This window comes from Streptomyces collinus Tu 365 (genome assembly GCF_000444875.1).
Classification (GTDB): domain Bacteria; phylum Actinomycetota; class Actinomycetes; order Streptomycetales; family Streptomycetaceae; genus Streptomyces; species Streptomyces collinus_A.
In genome coordinates this window covers 4756740-4769945 of sequence record NC_021985.1, presented here as the reverse complement: position 1 = coordinate 4769945, position 13206 = coordinate 4756740, and the positions used below count along the sequence as shown (strand labels likewise).

The 13206-nt window shown below is 74.2% G+C and carries 12 protein-coding genes; 5 read left to right on the top strand and 7 right to left on the bottom strand.

The genetic code is table 11. From position 1 onward, the window contains the following. Positions 1 to 93: 93 nt before the first annotated feature. Complete coding sequence (locus B446_RS20705; RefSeq protein WP_052352323.1) at positions 94 to 918, bottom strand: helix-turn-helix domain-containing protein; 825 nt, start codon at positions 916 to 918, stop codon at positions 94 to 96. A gap of 355 nt (positions 919 to 1273) precedes the next feature. On the opposite strand from B446_RS20705, the gene B446_RS20700 reads away from it, so the two are divergent. After that, on the top strand, positions 1274 to 1747 hold the full coding sequence (locus B446_RS20700) for an ATP-binding protein (RefSeq protein WP_020941392.1): 474 nt from the start codon (positions 1274 to 1276) through the stop codon (positions 1745 to 1747). Between the two features lie 109 nt (positions 1748 to 1856). Here the strand turns inward: B446_RS20700 and B446_RS20695 are convergent, their stop codons facing one another. The 4 genes from B446_RS20695 to B446_RS20680 form a co-directional block, all read right to left on the bottom strand. Further along, positions 1857 to 2126, bottom strand: a complete 270-nt coding sequence (locus tag B446_RS20695) for a DUF397 domain-containing protein (protein ID WP_020941391.1) — start codon at positions 2124 to 2126, stop codon at positions 1857 to 1859. Between the two features lie 143 nt (positions 2127 to 2269). Further along, positions 2270 to 2743, bottom strand: a complete 474-nt coding sequence (locus tag B446_RS20690; protein WP_020941390.1) for an SRPBCC family protein — start codon at positions 2741 to 2743, stop codon at positions 2270 to 2272. Next, complete coding sequence (locus B446_RS20685; protein ID WP_020941389.1) at positions 2740 to 3087, bottom strand: ArsR/SmtB family transcription factor; 348 nt, start codon at positions 3085 to 3087, stop codon at positions 2740 to 2742. The genes B446_RS20690 and B446_RS20685 overlap by 4 nt, the downstream gene beginning before the upstream one ends. A gap of 7 nt (positions 3088 to 3094) precedes the next feature. Continuing rightward, positions 3095 to 3469: a VOC family protein gene (locus B446_RS20680; RefSeq protein WP_020941388.1), complete on the bottom strand. Its 375-nt coding sequence runs from the start codon at positions 3467 to 3469 to the stop codon at positions 3095 to 3097. A 261-nt stretch (positions 3470 to 3730) separates the two neighbouring features. Here B446_RS20680 and B446_RS20675 point away from each other — a divergent pair, with 261 nt between their 5' ends. Continuing rightward, positions 3731 to 4216 carry a hypothetical protein gene (locus tag B446_RS20675; protein WP_234967530.1) on the top strand — a complete coding sequence of 162 codons (486 nt, stop codon included), beginning with the start codon at positions 3731 to 3733 and terminating at the stop codon, positions 4214 to 4216. Positions 4217 to 4299: 83 nt separating this feature from the next. Next, a complete protein-coding gene (locus tag B446_RS20670) occupies positions 4300 to 4827 on the top strand; it encodes a DUF4232 domain-containing protein (protein ID WP_020941386.1) in 528 nt (175 codons plus the stop codon). Positions 4828 to 4833: 6 nt separating this feature from the next. On the opposite strand, the gene B446_RS20665 is transcribed toward B446_RS20670, so the two are convergent. Continuing rightward, positions 4834 to 5940 carry a DUF2786 domain-containing protein gene (locus B446_RS20665; RefSeq protein ID WP_020941385.1) on the bottom strand — a complete coding sequence of 369 codons (1107 nt, stop codon included), beginning with the start codon at positions 5938 to 5940 and terminating at the stop codon, positions 4834 to 4836. A 151-nt stretch (positions 5941 to 6091) separates the two neighbouring features. On the opposite strand from B446_RS20665, the gene B446_RS20660 reads away from it, so the two are divergent. Further along, positions 6092 to 6874, top strand: a complete 783-nt coding sequence (locus B446_RS20660) for a Clp protease N-terminal domain-containing protein (RefSeq protein WP_020941384.1) — start codon at positions 6092 to 6094, stop codon at positions 6872 to 6874. Between the two features lie 161 nt (positions 6875 to 7035). Further along, positions 7036 to 8721, top strand: a complete 1686-nt coding sequence (locus B446_RS20655; protein ID WP_020941383.1) for a bifunctional 3'-5' exonuclease/DNA polymerase — start codon at positions 7036 to 7038, stop codon at positions 8719 to 8721. Positions 8722 to 8728: 7 nt separating this feature from the next. Here the strand turns inward: B446_RS20655 and B446_RS40355 are convergent, their stop codons facing one another. Then, the gene (locus B446_RS40355) at positions 8729 to 13168 is read right to left on the bottom strand and encodes a BTAD domain-containing putative transcriptional regulator (protein WP_419184176.1); all 4440 of its coding nucleotides are present in this window, start codon (positions 13166 to 13168) and stop codon (positions 8729 to 8731) included. Between the last annotated feature and the right edge of the window lie 38 nt (positions 13169 to 13206).

The window sequence follows — 13206 nt, the reverse complement described above, 5'->3', positions numbered from 1 at the left end:
CCGTCATCGTACTTGTGTTTCAACCCAGTTGAAGGTGTCACCTCAAGACGGCCACGGCCCGGGACGCGTGCGGCGCACCGGGGCGGCCCCGCCTCAGGACAGCTGGAGCAGGCCGCGCAGCAGGTCGCGGCTCTCGTCCGGTCCCGGACTGTCCTGCTGCAGCTCCTTGAGCGCCTGCTCGTACTGGGCGACGTCCTCGCGCTTGTCGAGGTAGAGGGCGCTGGTCAGCTGCTCCACGTACACCACGTCGGACAGGTCCGACTCGGGGAAGCTGAGCAGGGTGAAGGCGCCGCTCTCGCCGGAGTGGCCGCCGAAGCTGAACGGCATCACCTGGAGCCGCACGTTGGGGCGCTCGGAGATGTCGATCAGATGCTGGAACTGGCCGCGCATCACGTCGCGGTCGCCGTAGGGACGGCGCAGGGCGGCCTCATCCAGGACGATGTGGAACTCGGGCGCGTTGTCGGCGAGGAGGTGCTTCTGCCGCTCCAGGCGCAGGGCGACCCGCCGCTCGACGTCGGCCGCGCTCGCGCCCTTCATGCCGCGCCGGACCACCGCGCGGGCGTACTCCTCGGTCTGGAGCAGGCCGTGCACGAACTGCACCTCGTACACCCGGATCAGCGAGGCGGCGCCCTCCAGGCCCACGTAGGTGGGGAACCAGGTCGGCAGCACGTCCGTGTAACTGTGCCACCAGCCCGCCACGTTGGCCTCGCGGGCGAGCGAGAGCAGCGACTCGCGCTCCGCCTCGTCCGTGATGCCGTACAGCGTCAGCAGGTCCTCGACGTCCCTGGTCTTGAAGCTCACCCGGCCCAGCTCCATCCGGCTGATCTTCGACTCGGACGCGCGGATCGAGTACCCCGCAGCCTCGCGCGTGATCCCCCGTGCTTCACGCAGTCGCCTGAGTTGCGAGCCGAGCAGCATGCGCCGCACCACCGATCCGGGCTCTCCCGCGCTCACGTTCGCCAGCCTCCCCAACCGTCTTCAGGGGCCGAAGTCTGCCACTAAAACACTCCGAGCAGTACTCGTACGGTTACGGAAACGGAAAGAGGTCGGCCGTTTTCCGCCCCCAGAGGTCCGGACCTCTGGCAGAACCGAGATCGAACTTGGCGGAAAAAATGGCCAAGAAGCGGTACGGGCAGGTTCAATTCGGTCGCGTGCACGTGCATCTGCCCTTGCATCTGCTCTTCCCATCCGAAACCATGGTGCCGCGCCACCGCTGCATCGCAACGACCGCGAATTCCCGGGAGTGCCTCGCATGGGGACGAATGGATCGACCATGCTCAAGCCGTTACGGCAGGGCCTTCCGCCGTTGGACCCCGCAGCCGTGTCCGATGCCGCCTCCTGCGCACTGCCCGCCCGGTACGAGGCGGTGGGCGAGGCCCGGCGCTTCACCCGGGGCACCCTGGACCGGTGGGACGTCGGTGACCGCTTCGACGACATAGCCCTCGTCGTCTCCGAACTCGTGACCAACGCGCTGCGGCACGCGCTGCCGGCCGACGCGGTGGGCGCCGAGCACGCGCCCTCCGTGCGGCTGCACCTGATGCGCTGGACCGGGCGGCTGGTGTGCGCGGTGCGCGACCCCAGCCACGAGACGCCCACCCCGCGCGATTCGGACGACTTCTCGGCCGAGTCGGGCCGGGGGCTGTTCCTCGTCGACTCCTTCGCGGACAGCTGGGGCTGGCACCCGCTCGCCGGCACCCTCGACGGCAAGGTGGTCTGGGCGATGTTCCGGCTCGGGACGACCGGCTGACGCCCGGCGGCGTCGACCGACGCCGGGTGTCTACGCGCGTACACCCGCCGTTCGTCCCGTTACCGCCCCTTCGCGCCCTCAGGGATGGCGCCGGGACGGCTGAGTCGTTTCAGCCGAGCACCAGATGATCGAACTCGCCGTCCTTGACACCGAGGAGCATCGCCTCGATCTCGGCGCGGGTGTAGACGAGCGCCGGCCCGTCCGGGAAGCGCGAGTTGCGCACGGCCACGTCACCCCCCGGCAGTCGCGCGAACTCCACACAGGAGCCCTGCGAGTTGCTGTGCCTGCTCTTCTGCCAGGCCACTCCGTCCAGCTGCGCGGCAGCCATGCCGTTGTACACGTCGTACTCCCCGTACACGCTCTCAACGTCGCGGTCCACAGGTCGCTCCCTGGTGCACTGGCTGATGTGGCCATAGATGCTGCGGTCAACTGACCCGGATCATAACCTTGTTCATGTGCAGCTGCATGAGCAGATGCACGTGCACGGGGGGTGTTCCCGCGATTACAGCTTTGACGTCCGCTTTACCCCAGCTGGTCCAGCGTCCGCCCGAGCGAGGGCAGCACACGCCCTCTCCAGCCCCCGTCCATGATCTTCCGCGCCGACATCTGCGCCGGATCGTCCGGATCGAATCCTTCGTGCACTAGGAACAGACGCGTACCGCGCCCTTCCTGTTCCAGGGTCCAGGTGACGGTCCACTCCGCGAGATTGGCGGGATCGGCGTCCTCCCACCGGAGGGACAGCATCCGCTCGATGTCGTAGGCGAGGACCCGCACTTCGACGACGCCGGAGAAGCGGCTGTGGGGACGCGGGACCGAGGTCATCCGGTACCGGTGCCCGACCTCCAGGCGGAACTCCTCGGCACCGGGCATCTGCCAGCGGGCCAGCAGTCCGGGCTCGGTCAGGGCCCGCCAGACCTTGGCGGGCGGGTGCGGGAAGAACTGGGCGACGCGGACCGTGGTGAGGTCGTCGGCGTCACCGCCGGGTGCGGTGGTCATGGCTGTTCATCGTCGGGCATCCGGTCCAGCAGCTCGCCGAGCCCCCGCAGCCGCTCGCGCCAGAACCGCTCGTACGGATGGAGCCAGTCCTGCACCTCGGCGAGCGGGGCCGCCTCCAGGCGGTAGACGCGCAGGCGGCCGGAGCGCCGCTCGGAGACGAGGCCGGCCTCCCGGAGCACCTTGAGGTGTTCCGAGAGGCTGGGGCGGCGCATGTCGAAGTGGTCGGCCAGCTCCTGCACGGGCTGCGGCCCGCGTTCGCGCAGCAGCCGCAGCACCTCGCGGCGGGTGGCGTTGGCGAGCGCGGCGAAGACGCGGTCCTCGGCGGCGGTGTCCGGCCCGTTCATGGAGCGCTCAGAAGCCTTCCTTCTCCGTCAGCAGCATCAGACCGTTGCCGTCGGGGTCCGTGAAGGACGCCATGCGTCCCCAGGGCAGTTCGTCCGGTCCCTGCACGGAGGTCCCGGCGGCGGCGAGCCGGGCGCAGTCCGCGTCGACGTCGGTCGTGGCCAACATGATCCCCCGGACGGAGCCGGGCTCGAAACCGCCCATCCCCGGGCCCGAGAGCGTGAAGACGGTCTGCGCGCCCTCGGGGGCCACCTGGAGCCAGCGGCCCTGGGGCATCTCCCGGTCGGCGGTGACCTCCATGCCCAGGACCTCCGTGTAGAAGCGCAGGGCGCGGTCCTGGTCGGAGACGGGGAGCGTGACGAACGAGGCGTGTGTGACGGTCATGACTCCAGATTAGGTAGGAAATTCCCTACGCGTCAATCGTAGGAGATTCCCTACCCATGGCGTTTCACCGGCCGAATCAGGCCCGCGTGGCTCCGCCGGACGGAACCGATCCGGATCCGCACGGGACTCCGGCCCGGTGTCCGGAAGCCCCCCGGGTGACGGCTGGTAACTTGCTGCGGTCCCCCCGCCCCGGGGGGGTGCCCTCCGGAAACGGGCCGACGGCCCCGGGGTGGCCGGCTCGCTGGAACTCGGGAGCTTGACGTGACGACGGCGACTGCGAAGGTGCGGGCGGCGGCCACGGCCGCGGGCCTGGTGGGTGCGCTCGCACTGACCGGATGCGGCGGGGGCGGCTCCGGCGACGACTCCTCCGCCCCTGCGAGCCGGACCCCGGCGGCCACCGCGTCCGCCGGCTCCGGCGCGGTGACGGGCTCCTCGGACAAGCTTCAGGGCAGCTGGATCACCACCAGCAAGGGCACGGTGGTCGCCCTCGTGATCACCGGGAAGCAGGCCGGCCTCTTCGCCACCGGCGGGACCGTGTGCAGCGGCGCCGCGGGCACCGAGGCGGGCATGCGGATGATCCATCTGACGTGCACCGACGGCAGCGAGGACCGGGTCACCGGCATGGTCGACTCCGTCGACAAGGACGGCATGAAGGTCACCTGGTCCGGCAAGCTCGGCCAGGAAACCTACACCAAGGCCGAGGGCGGCAAGCTCCCGTCCGGGCTCCCGACTGCCCTGAAGCAGTGAATTACCGAGGGGTGCGTGACCGCGCCCCCCGGGCAGGCGCCATGATGCGGGGAGACCGCCACGACCTCGATGGGGAACAGCACATGCGCGCCATTCGGCTCAGTGTCACCGCTCTCACCGCCGCCCTCGCCCTGACCGCCTGCGGGGGCGGGGGCAGCAGCGACGGCGCCAAGAGCAAGTCCGGGTCCGGCTGCGCGGTCGGCAAGGTCTCCGTGCAGGCCGGCGGCTCCACCAGCGAGGCACCCGCGGCCGGGGACACCGGCCAGGTGGTCGTCAGCATGACCAACCAGAGCGCGCCCTGCACGTTGGAGGGCTTCCCACACGTCAAGGTCGAGCAGACCGGCGGGCCCTCGGTCGTCCTCAAGCCCCAGCAGGGGGCCAAGGCGCAGAAGCTGAAGCTCGCCAAGGGCGACTCCGCGACCTTCACCGTCACCTACGTGCGCGGCGCCGACGGCGACGCCAAGAGCCTGAAGGCCGCGTCGATGGCCGTCACGCTGCCCGGGAGCGACCACGCCCAGGTCATCCCCTGGAAGTACGGGCCCATCGCCGGCCGTACCGGCCAGAGCGACCCGAACGCCTCCGTCGGCGCCTTCCAGCAGGCCGGGGACTGAGACGCCTCAGCCCAGCCGCGGCCGCGCCCTGACCTGGGCGCGGTCCGCCGCGGCCGCGCCCTCCGTCCAGCCCGCCGCGTCGCTCACGCCCCGCAGCCGGGCCGTGGTGGTCTGCGGGAACATGCGCTCCAGCCGGTCGGTGACGGCGACCTCGCGGGTGGCCAGGACCGGCAGCAGGTCCTGGGTCACCTGCGTCTCGGCGGCGGCCGCCAGCCGGTCGCCGACGCGGTGGGCGTAGGCCGCGAGGAACGACTGGCGGAAGGTCTTGGTGCGCTTGCGCCCGCCGGCCCGCTGGGCGGCCTCGGCCCGGGTCATCGCATGCGTGGCCTGCACCAGCAGCGAGGTGTAGAGCAGCTCGACCGACTCCAGGTCCGCCTCGAAGCCGACGACCGTGGAGAAGCCCAGCGGCTCGTTCCACACCGCCCGGCAGTGGTTGGCGGTGGCGACCGCGTCCAGCAGCACGGCCTTGGCCTGCTCGTACGGCGGCTCGACGCCTATGCGGCAGGCGCCGGGCGCGTCGGCGGCGGGCGCGGCAGCGGCGAGCAGCGCCTCGTCGACGCTGTGCCGGGCCATCAGTTCCTGCGCCTTGGCGCTCAGCGCCTCCGCCTCGTCCGGGTAGTCGGTCGCCTCGGCCTTGGCGAGCAGGGCGCGGATGCGGGTGAGCATGCGGGTGGCGGCGGGCCCGTGCGCGCGGCGGGGCTCGTCGAGGGGTTCCAGGGCGGGCAGGCGCAGCAGCAGGCGGTGGAGCTGGAGGACGGCGGTGGCGTGCGAGAAGCGGTCGGCCGGGCGCGCGGGGTCCGGCGGCAGCGCGTCGAGCTGGGCGGCCCAGCGGTGTCCGCGCGGGCGGTCCCGTCCGGCCTGGGCCCGGATCAGCGCCGCGGCCAGCCCCACGTGGACCTCCTCAAGCTCCCGCCGGACGAGCCGTACGACGTCGGCGGGCTGCCAGCCGCGCTGCCAGGCCGTCGCCACGAACTCCTCGCCTCGGCGCGCGAGTTCGCCGTCCGCGGCGGGGTCGGCCGCGAGCAGGGAGGCGCCCGTGTCGAGCCCGGCGTCGGTGTCGTCGTACAGGGCGGCCCGGAAGGCGCGCTCCACGGTGCTGGGGGTGCTGGTCACGCTCTCGATCGTGCCACGCGCCACCGACAGGGACGCGGGACGGGCCGCGATCCCGGAGGCCGTCCACAGCCTGTGGACAACCCGGGGTGACGAGGAAACATACTGTCAACCTTCAGTTGACAGTGAACGGGGCGCAACCTACGGTTGACACATGGCGAACCAACCGAAGATCACGGCATCCGTACGCCTCGACGACCTCATCGAGGCCATCAAGAAGGCCCACGTGGAACCCCTGGAGCAGCTCCAGGACGCGGTGATCGCCGCCGATCACCTCGGCGACGTGGCCGACCACCTGATCGGCCACTTCGTGGACCAGGCCCGCCGCTCGGGCGCTTCCTGGACCGACATCGGCCGCAGCATGGGCGTCACCCGCCAGGCGGCGCAGAAGCGCTTCGTGCCCAAGGAGTCGGCCGACCTCGACCTCAGCCAGGGCTTCAACCGCTACACCCCGCGCGCGCGGAACGTGGTCATGGCCGCCCACAACGAGGCCGTGGCGGCCCGCAGCGCGGAGGGCCGGCCCGAGCACCTGGTCCTCGGCCTGCTGGCCGAGCCTGACGGCCTGGCCGCCAAGGCGATCACCACGCAGGGCGTCCTGCTGGACTCGGTGCGCGAGGCCGCGACCGCCGCGCTCCCGCCGGCCGCGCAGGACGCGCCCGAGCTGGTCCCCTACGGCCCGGAGGCCAAGAAGGTCCTGGAACTCACCTTCCGCGAGGCCCTCCGGCTCGGCCACAACTACATCGGCACCGAACACCTGCTGCTGGCCCTGCTGGAGCACGAGAACGGCGAGGGCGTCCTGAGCGGGCTCGGCCTCACCAAGGAGGCGACGGAGACCTTCGTCGACCGGGTGCTGGCGGCCGTCCTCGACCAGAAGCGGGCGGAGGGCGACGCGGCGGGCGGCGCGGCGGGCGACGCGGCGGGCGACGCGGCGGACTGACCGGCGCATCGGATCGGCCCTGGCGGGCTTGCCCCGGTGGATCCACGGGCCGAGGCAGTCGTCAGAGGTCATCGCTCGGAGGGCCATCGCCCAGAGGGTCATCGCTCGGAGGGTCATCGCCCGGAGGGCCGTTGTCAGAGGTGCCTGCCACACTCGCGGACATGAGCGACCGGTGGGCTCTCGCGCCGGCCGAGGACGGTGGCGTGGACGTCGCCCCCCTCGGCCCGGACGGGCTGCCCGCCGGTCCGGTGCGGCGGGAGAGCGATCCCGCCGGGGCGGTGCGGAGCCGTCCGGAGGTGACGCGCTGGGTCTGGCGGTCGACCGCCGAGGTCTACCCGCTGCTGCTCGCCACGGGGGTGCGAGTGGAGCGGTGCTACGACATCGAGGACGCCGAGACCCTGCTGCTGGGCCACGAGGGCAGACACGGCGAGCCGCGCTCGGCCGCCGCCGCCCTGGCCCGCCTCCGCGGCGGACCCGTACCGCCCGACCCGCCGCAGCGCCCGGCCGAGCCCGGCGCCCAGTCCCCGCTCTTCGAACCGGCCGGCACCCGGCTGCCGCTGACGGACCTGCTCGCGGTCTACGCCGACCAGCAGCGGCGGCACGAGAAGACCGCCCACCCCGGCCGGATGCGGCTGCTGACCGCGGCGGAGTCGGCCGGGATGCTGGTGGCCGCCGAGATGAACCGCTCCGGCCTGCCCTGGAGCGCCGAGGTCCACCGCGGCCTGCTGCACGGACTGCTCGGCGAGCGGTACGCGGGCGGCGGCGAGCCGCGCCGCCTGGCCGAGCTGGCCGACGAGGTGTCCGCCGCCTTCGGCCGCCGAGTCCGGCCCGACCTGCCCGCCGACGTCATAAGGGCCTTCGCCCAGGCCGGGATCAAGGTGCGGTCCACCCGCCGCCGCGAGATCGCCTCGGTCGACCACCCCGCCGTCCCGCCCCTGCTGGAGTACAAGAAGCTGTACCGCATCTGGGTGGCGCACGGCTGGTCCTGGCTCCAGGACTGGGTCCGCGACGGCCGCTTCCGGCCCGAGTTCCTCGCCGGCGGCACGGTCACCGGGCGCTGGGTGACCAACGGCGGGGGCGCGCTGCAGATCCCCAAGGTGATCCGGCGGGCGGTGGTCGCCGACCCCGGCTGGCGCCTCGTCGTGGCCGACGCCGACCAGATGGAGCCGCGCGTCCTCGCGGCCATCTCCCGCGACCCCGGTCTGATGGAGGTGGCCGGCCGCGCCGACGACCTCTACCAGTCCGTCTCCGACCGCGCCTTCTCCGGCGACCGCGACCAGGCCAAACTCGCCGTCCTCGGCGCCGTCTACGGCCAGACCTCGGGCGACGGCCTGAAGAACCTGGCGGCGCTGCGCCGCCGCTTCCCCCGGGCGGTGGCCTACGTCGACGACGCCGCGCGGGCCGGGGAGGAGGGCCGGCTCGTGCGCACTTGGCTGGGCCGCACCTGTCCGCCCGCCGCCAGGACCGGCGAGGACCCGGCGGAGGAGGCGGGCATCCCGGTCGGCGACGAGGACCCCGACGGATCCACCTGGCTCCCCGGGTACGCCTCCACCGACTCGCGCGCCCGGGGCCGCTTCGCACGGAACTTCGTGGTCCAGGGCAGCGCCGCCGACTGGGCCCTGCTGCTGCTCGCCGCACTCCGCCGGGCCTGCGCCGGCCTCCGTGCCGAACTGGTGTTCTTCCAGCACGACGAGGTGATCGTGCACTGCCCCGCCGAGGAGGCCGACACCGTCGTGCGCGCCATCGACGAAGCCTCCGGCCTCGCCGCGCGGCTGACCTTCGGCGAGACCCCGGTGCGCTTCCCGTTCACCACGGCGGTGGTGGAGTGCTACGCCGACGCCAAGTGAACGCCCGTCACCGGCCCGGACCCTCGGCCAGCAGTTCCCGCAACTCCTCCATCACCGTCTGCTCGTCCGTGCCGTCCAGGGCCGCGAGGGCCGCGCGCCAGACGTCGCGCGCCTCCGGGCGCCGCCCCTCTTCACGCAGCAGCAGTCCGTGCTGGTGGCGGGCGAGACCGCCCATGTAACGGTCCGCGCGGGCGTCGGCCCGGCTCAGCAGCTCGGCGCACTCGCGCGCGGCCCGCTCGCCGTCGCCCAGCCGCCGCAGCGCCCGGACCAGCCCGAGCCGCGTCTGCGACTCGCCGTGCCAGTCGCCGTGGCCGCCGAGGATGCGCAGGCTCTCCTCGAAGTGCCCGGCGGCGGCCGCCGGTTCGTCCAGGGTGAGGTGGGCGTAGCCGATGTTGCAGTGCGCCGAGTGCTGCACGATGACCGCGCCGAGGGCGTCCCCGATCGCCAGCGAGCGCCGGTGCTGCTCGATCGCGGCCCGGGGGTCGGTGTGCTCGTAGAGGTTGCCGAGGTGGCTGCGGGTGACCGCCTCCCCGTAGGGGTCGTTCAGCTGCCGGGAGTAGCCGAGGCTCTGCCGCAGCGCCTCGCCGGACTCCTCGAACCGGCCGAGCCCCTCCAGCAGCAGCCCGCGGTTGTTCAGGCAGCGCCGGATCCTGGAGACCGCGCCCAGCCGCCGCCAGATCGCGAGGGCCTGGTCGGTGAGGGCGAGGGCGTCGTTCTGCCGCCCGGTCAGGAAGTGCAGGCCCGAGAGGTCGCCCAGGGCGTACGCCTCGGCCGCCGCGTCCCCCAGCCGCCGCGCCGCACCGAGCCCGGCCCGCCCCAGCACCTCCATCTCGGCGACCCGCCCGCTGCGCTGCACGTACGGGTAGAACAGCCTGACCAGGAGGGAGAGGTGGGCGGCGCGCGGCTCGTCGGCACCGTCCGCGTTGCGCTCCACCAGCGCGACGATGTTCTCCAGCTCCCCGTCCCCCCAGGCGAAGGCCTCCTCCGCGGACTCGAAGGAACCCAGCGCCACCACGTCGGCGGCGTGCCCCGGAGGCTGCGCGGAGGTGGGCCGCCGGCGGTCCTCCTGGTCGAGGCCGGGCTCCACGATGGCGGTGAGCACGCACTCGGCGGCCGCCGCGTACCAGCGGAGGGCTGCCAAGTCGGTGTCGGCGGCCGGGACGGGAGCAGTCGTGGCACCGGCGGTGAGGGTGGCCGCGGCTGCGGAGGTGAGGCTGGGCGTGTAGGTGCCTGAACGACGGTCCTGGCCGGCGACCGCGGAGGTGCCGGCGCGGCGCTCCTCACCGGCGGGCGCGGAGGTGTCAGTTCGGCGCTCCTGACCGGCGGGCGCGGAGGTGCCTGCGCGGCGCTCCTGACCGGCGGGCGCGGGGATGCCCGTTCGGCGCTCCTGGCCCGCGGGCGCGGAGGTGCCTGCGCGGCGCTCCTCACCGGCGGGCGCGGGGATGCCTGGGCGGCGGTCCTGGCCCGCGGGCGCGGAGGTGCCTGCGCGGCGCTCCTGACCGGCGGGCGCGGAGGCGCCAGTTCGGCGCTCCTCACCGGCGGGCGCGGAGGTGTCAGTTCGGCGCTCCTCACCGGCGGGCGCGGGGATGCCCGTTCGGCGGTCCTGGCCCGCGGGCGCGGAGGCGCCAGTTCGGCGCTCCTGACCGGCGGGCGCGGAGGCGTCAGTTCGACGCTCCTCACCGGCGGGCGCGGAGGTGCCTGCGCGGCGCTCCTGACCGGCAGGCGCGGAGGCGCCAGTTCGGCGCTCCTCACCGGCGGGCGCGGGGATGCCCGTTCGGCGGTCCTGGCCCGCGGGCGCGGAGGCGTCTGCGCGGCGCTTCTGGCCCGCGGGCGCGGAGGCGTCAGTTAGACGCTCCTCACCGGCGGGCGCGGAGGTCTCAGTTCGGTGCTCCTCACCGGCGGGCGCGGGGATGCCTGTGCGGCGGTCCTGGCCCGTGGGGCTGCCGGTGTCCGTGCGGCGGTCGTCGCCTCCGCGCCGGTCGGTGCCCCTGCGCCGGTCGACCCCCGTGCGCCGGTCGGGGCTCATACGGCGGTCGGAGCCGGGGGTCGTACGGCGGTCGGGGCCGGAGCCGGGTGCCCTGCCTGCATCCCCACCGGCGGCTGCCGTGCCGGGGCGGGCGTCGGCGTCCGCCAGTTCGCGGGCGAAGTCCCGTACCAGGTCGTGCGGGGCGTAGCGGCCGAACGCCGTCTCCTCCAGCAGGGCCACGTCGACCAGCCGGTCCAGCGCGGCCTCGGCACGGCGCGCGTCGGTGCCGGTCAGGCGGGCGACCAGCGGGGCGCTGTAGCTGGGCAGGTCGAGGGCTCCGATGCGGCGCAGCACGAGGGCCGCGTCCCGGTCCGCCTCGCGGTCGGCGGCGGCGAGCGCGTCGTGCGCCACCGCGAGGGAGCGGCGGACGCTGAGGTCGTCGTACTCCAGGTGGTGCAGCCGGCCCCCGGTGGCGGCGAGTTGCCCGGCCAGCGCATCAGGGGTGAGCGCACGGCGGGCCGCCAGCCGGGCGGCGACGACCCGCAGCGCCAGCGGAAGCCTGCCGGTCAGCTCGACCAGCGCGTGACCGGCGTCCAGTCCCGCACGGCCGCTCACGGCCCGGAGCAGCGCCGCGCTGTCCTCGCCGGTCAGCGGGCCGAGCGGCAGCCGCCGGGCGCCGTCGAGGGCGGTCAGCGGCGAGCGGCTGGTGACGATCACGGCGCAGCCGGGCCCGGCCGGCAGCAGCGGACGCACCTGGGCCGCGCTCGCGGCGTCGTCCAGCACCAGCAGGACACGGGCGGGGGCGAGCAGCGAGCGGAGCAGAGCGGATGCCGCGTCGGGGTGTTCGGGAATGGTGCGGGGCTCGGCGCCGAGGTCCCGCAACAGGGCGGCGAGCGCCTGCGCCGAGGTCAGCGGGCCCGTACCGGGAGCGGCGCCGTGCAGGTTGACGTACAGCTGGCCGTCCGGGAAGCGTTCCCGCAGCCCATGGGCCACGTGCAGGGCGAGGGCGCTCTTGCCGACCCCGGCCATGCCGCTGATCACCGCGAGCCGGCTCCTCCGTTCGGCGAGGCTCTGGTGCAGCTCCCGGTGCTCGGCGGCTCGTCCGGTGAAGTGGGCGGGTGGTGGGGGCAGTTGAGCGGGGGCGGGGGTACGCGGGCCCGCCGTACCGGAGGTGGTCGGCACCGGCCCCTCAGCCGTACGGGCCGCCTCACCGCCGGCGACCGGGAGCGCGGACACAGGGGTGAGCACGGGCATGGACGCGGTCGCGGGCATGGACGCGGTCGCGGACACGAGAGCGGGCGCGGACACGGAAGCGGGCGCGGACACGGGAGCGGGCGCGGATGCGGGGGCACACACAGGCACCGGCGCGGACGCGGGCGCCGATGCGTCGTGGATCGTCGGCTCACCCGGGCGCCGCCCCTCACCCGGCGCGGTGGAACTCCTGGGGACGGGGATCGTCGCGGTGGCGACCGGCCCGCCGGCCACCGGCCCACCGGCCGACGCCCCACTGCCCACCGGCCCGCTGCCGACCGCCCCACCGGCCGACGCCCCACCGACGGAGGCCTCGACGGCCACCCCGGCAGCGGCCCCGGCGGCCGCCCCGGTCGACACGCGGCGGAGCGGAACCGCTCCCCCGGTGCGCGCCGCCGGGACCGCGGGCGTGTCCGAGGAGCCGCGCAGCACCTCCACATGGGCCTGGCGGACCGCGGGTCCGGGCTCGATGCCGAGCTCGTCGACCAGGCGGGCGCGCAGATCCCGGTGGACGGCCAGGGCCTCGGCCTGACGGCCGGTGCGGTGCAGGGCGAGCATCAGCTGGCGGTGGTACGCCTCGCGCAGCGGATGCTCGGCCACCAGGGCCGCCAGCTCCGGAACGAGCCCGGCGACCCTGGCGCCACCGAGGGCGAGTTCGGCGTCGTAGCGCCACTCCAGCAGGAGCCGCCGCGCCTCCTCCAGGCGTTGGACGAAGGCGTAGCCGCCGAAGTCGGCGGGGAGCCCGCTGAGCGGTGCGCCGCGCCAGAGCGACAGCGCGGCCGTGCAGGGGCGCACGACTCCCGCCCAGTCACTCCGGGCGTGCGCTGCGCGCGCCTCGGCCACCCGGGCTTCGAATACGTGAACGTCCAGTTCACCGTCGTCGACCCGCAGCAGATAGCCGGGGGCGACGGCCCTGAGCCGTTCGGGGTCGTCCAGGAGCCGGCGCAGCCGGGTGACGTGGTTGTGCAGCGACGCCTGCGCGGAGACGGGCGGCGCCCCGCTCCACAGGGCGTCCTTCAGTGACTCGACGGACACCACCCGGCCCGCCTCCAGCAGCAGCGCGACGAGCAGGGCGCGGACCTTGGGGCTGCCGATGGCCCGCACGCTGTTGTCAGGGGCGTCGTCCGCGTCGGCCGTACCGTCCGGGGCGTCGTACGAAATCCCGTACGGCTGTCGGTCGTACAGCACGGGCGGTCCCAGCAGTCCGAAACGCAGCTCGTACCGCCGCATCACGCCGCCCACTGCCTTTCCGCGCGGTCTCCCGCGAC

What these genes read in the sequence shown, in the direction of transcription:
- B446_RS20705 (WP_052352323.1), bottom strand. Translation starts at nt 918, where the DNA reads ATGCTGCTCGGCTCGCAACTCAGGCGACTGCGTGAAGCACGGGGGATC.
- B446_RS40355 (WP_419184176.1), bottom strand. Translation starts at nt 13,168, where the DNA reads ATGCGGCGGTACGAGCTGCGTTTCGGACTGCTGGGACCGCCCGTGCTG.
- B446_RS20690 (WP_020941390.1), bottom strand. Translation starts at nt 2,743, where the DNA reads ATGACCACCGCACCCGGCGGTGACGCCGACGACCTCACCACGGTCCGC.
- B446_RS20680 (WP_020941388.1), bottom strand. Translation starts at nt 3,469, where the DNA reads ATGACCGTCACACACGCCTCGTTCGTCACGCTCCCCGTCTCCGACCAG.
- B446_RS20660 (WP_020941384.1), top strand. Translation starts at nt 6,092, where the DNA reads ATGGCGAACCAACCGAAGATCACGGCATCCGTACGCCTCGACGACCTC.
- B446_RS20685 (WP_020941389.1), bottom strand. Translation starts at nt 3,087, where the DNA reads ATGAACGGGCCGGACACCGCCGCCGAGGACCGCGTCTTCGCCGCGCTC.
- B446_RS20655 (WP_020941383.1), top strand. Translation starts at nt 7,036, where the DNA reads ATGAGCGACCGGTGGGCTCTCGCGCCGGCCGAGGACGGTGGCGTGGAC.
- B446_RS20700 (WP_020941392.1), top strand. Translation starts at nt 1,274, where the DNA reads ATGCTCAAGCCGTTACGGCAGGGCCTTCCGCCGTTGGACCCCGCAGCC.
- B446_RS20670 (WP_020941386.1), top strand. Translation starts at nt 4,300, where the DNA reads ATGCGCGCCATTCGGCTCAGTGTCACCGCTCTCACCGCCGCCCTCGCC.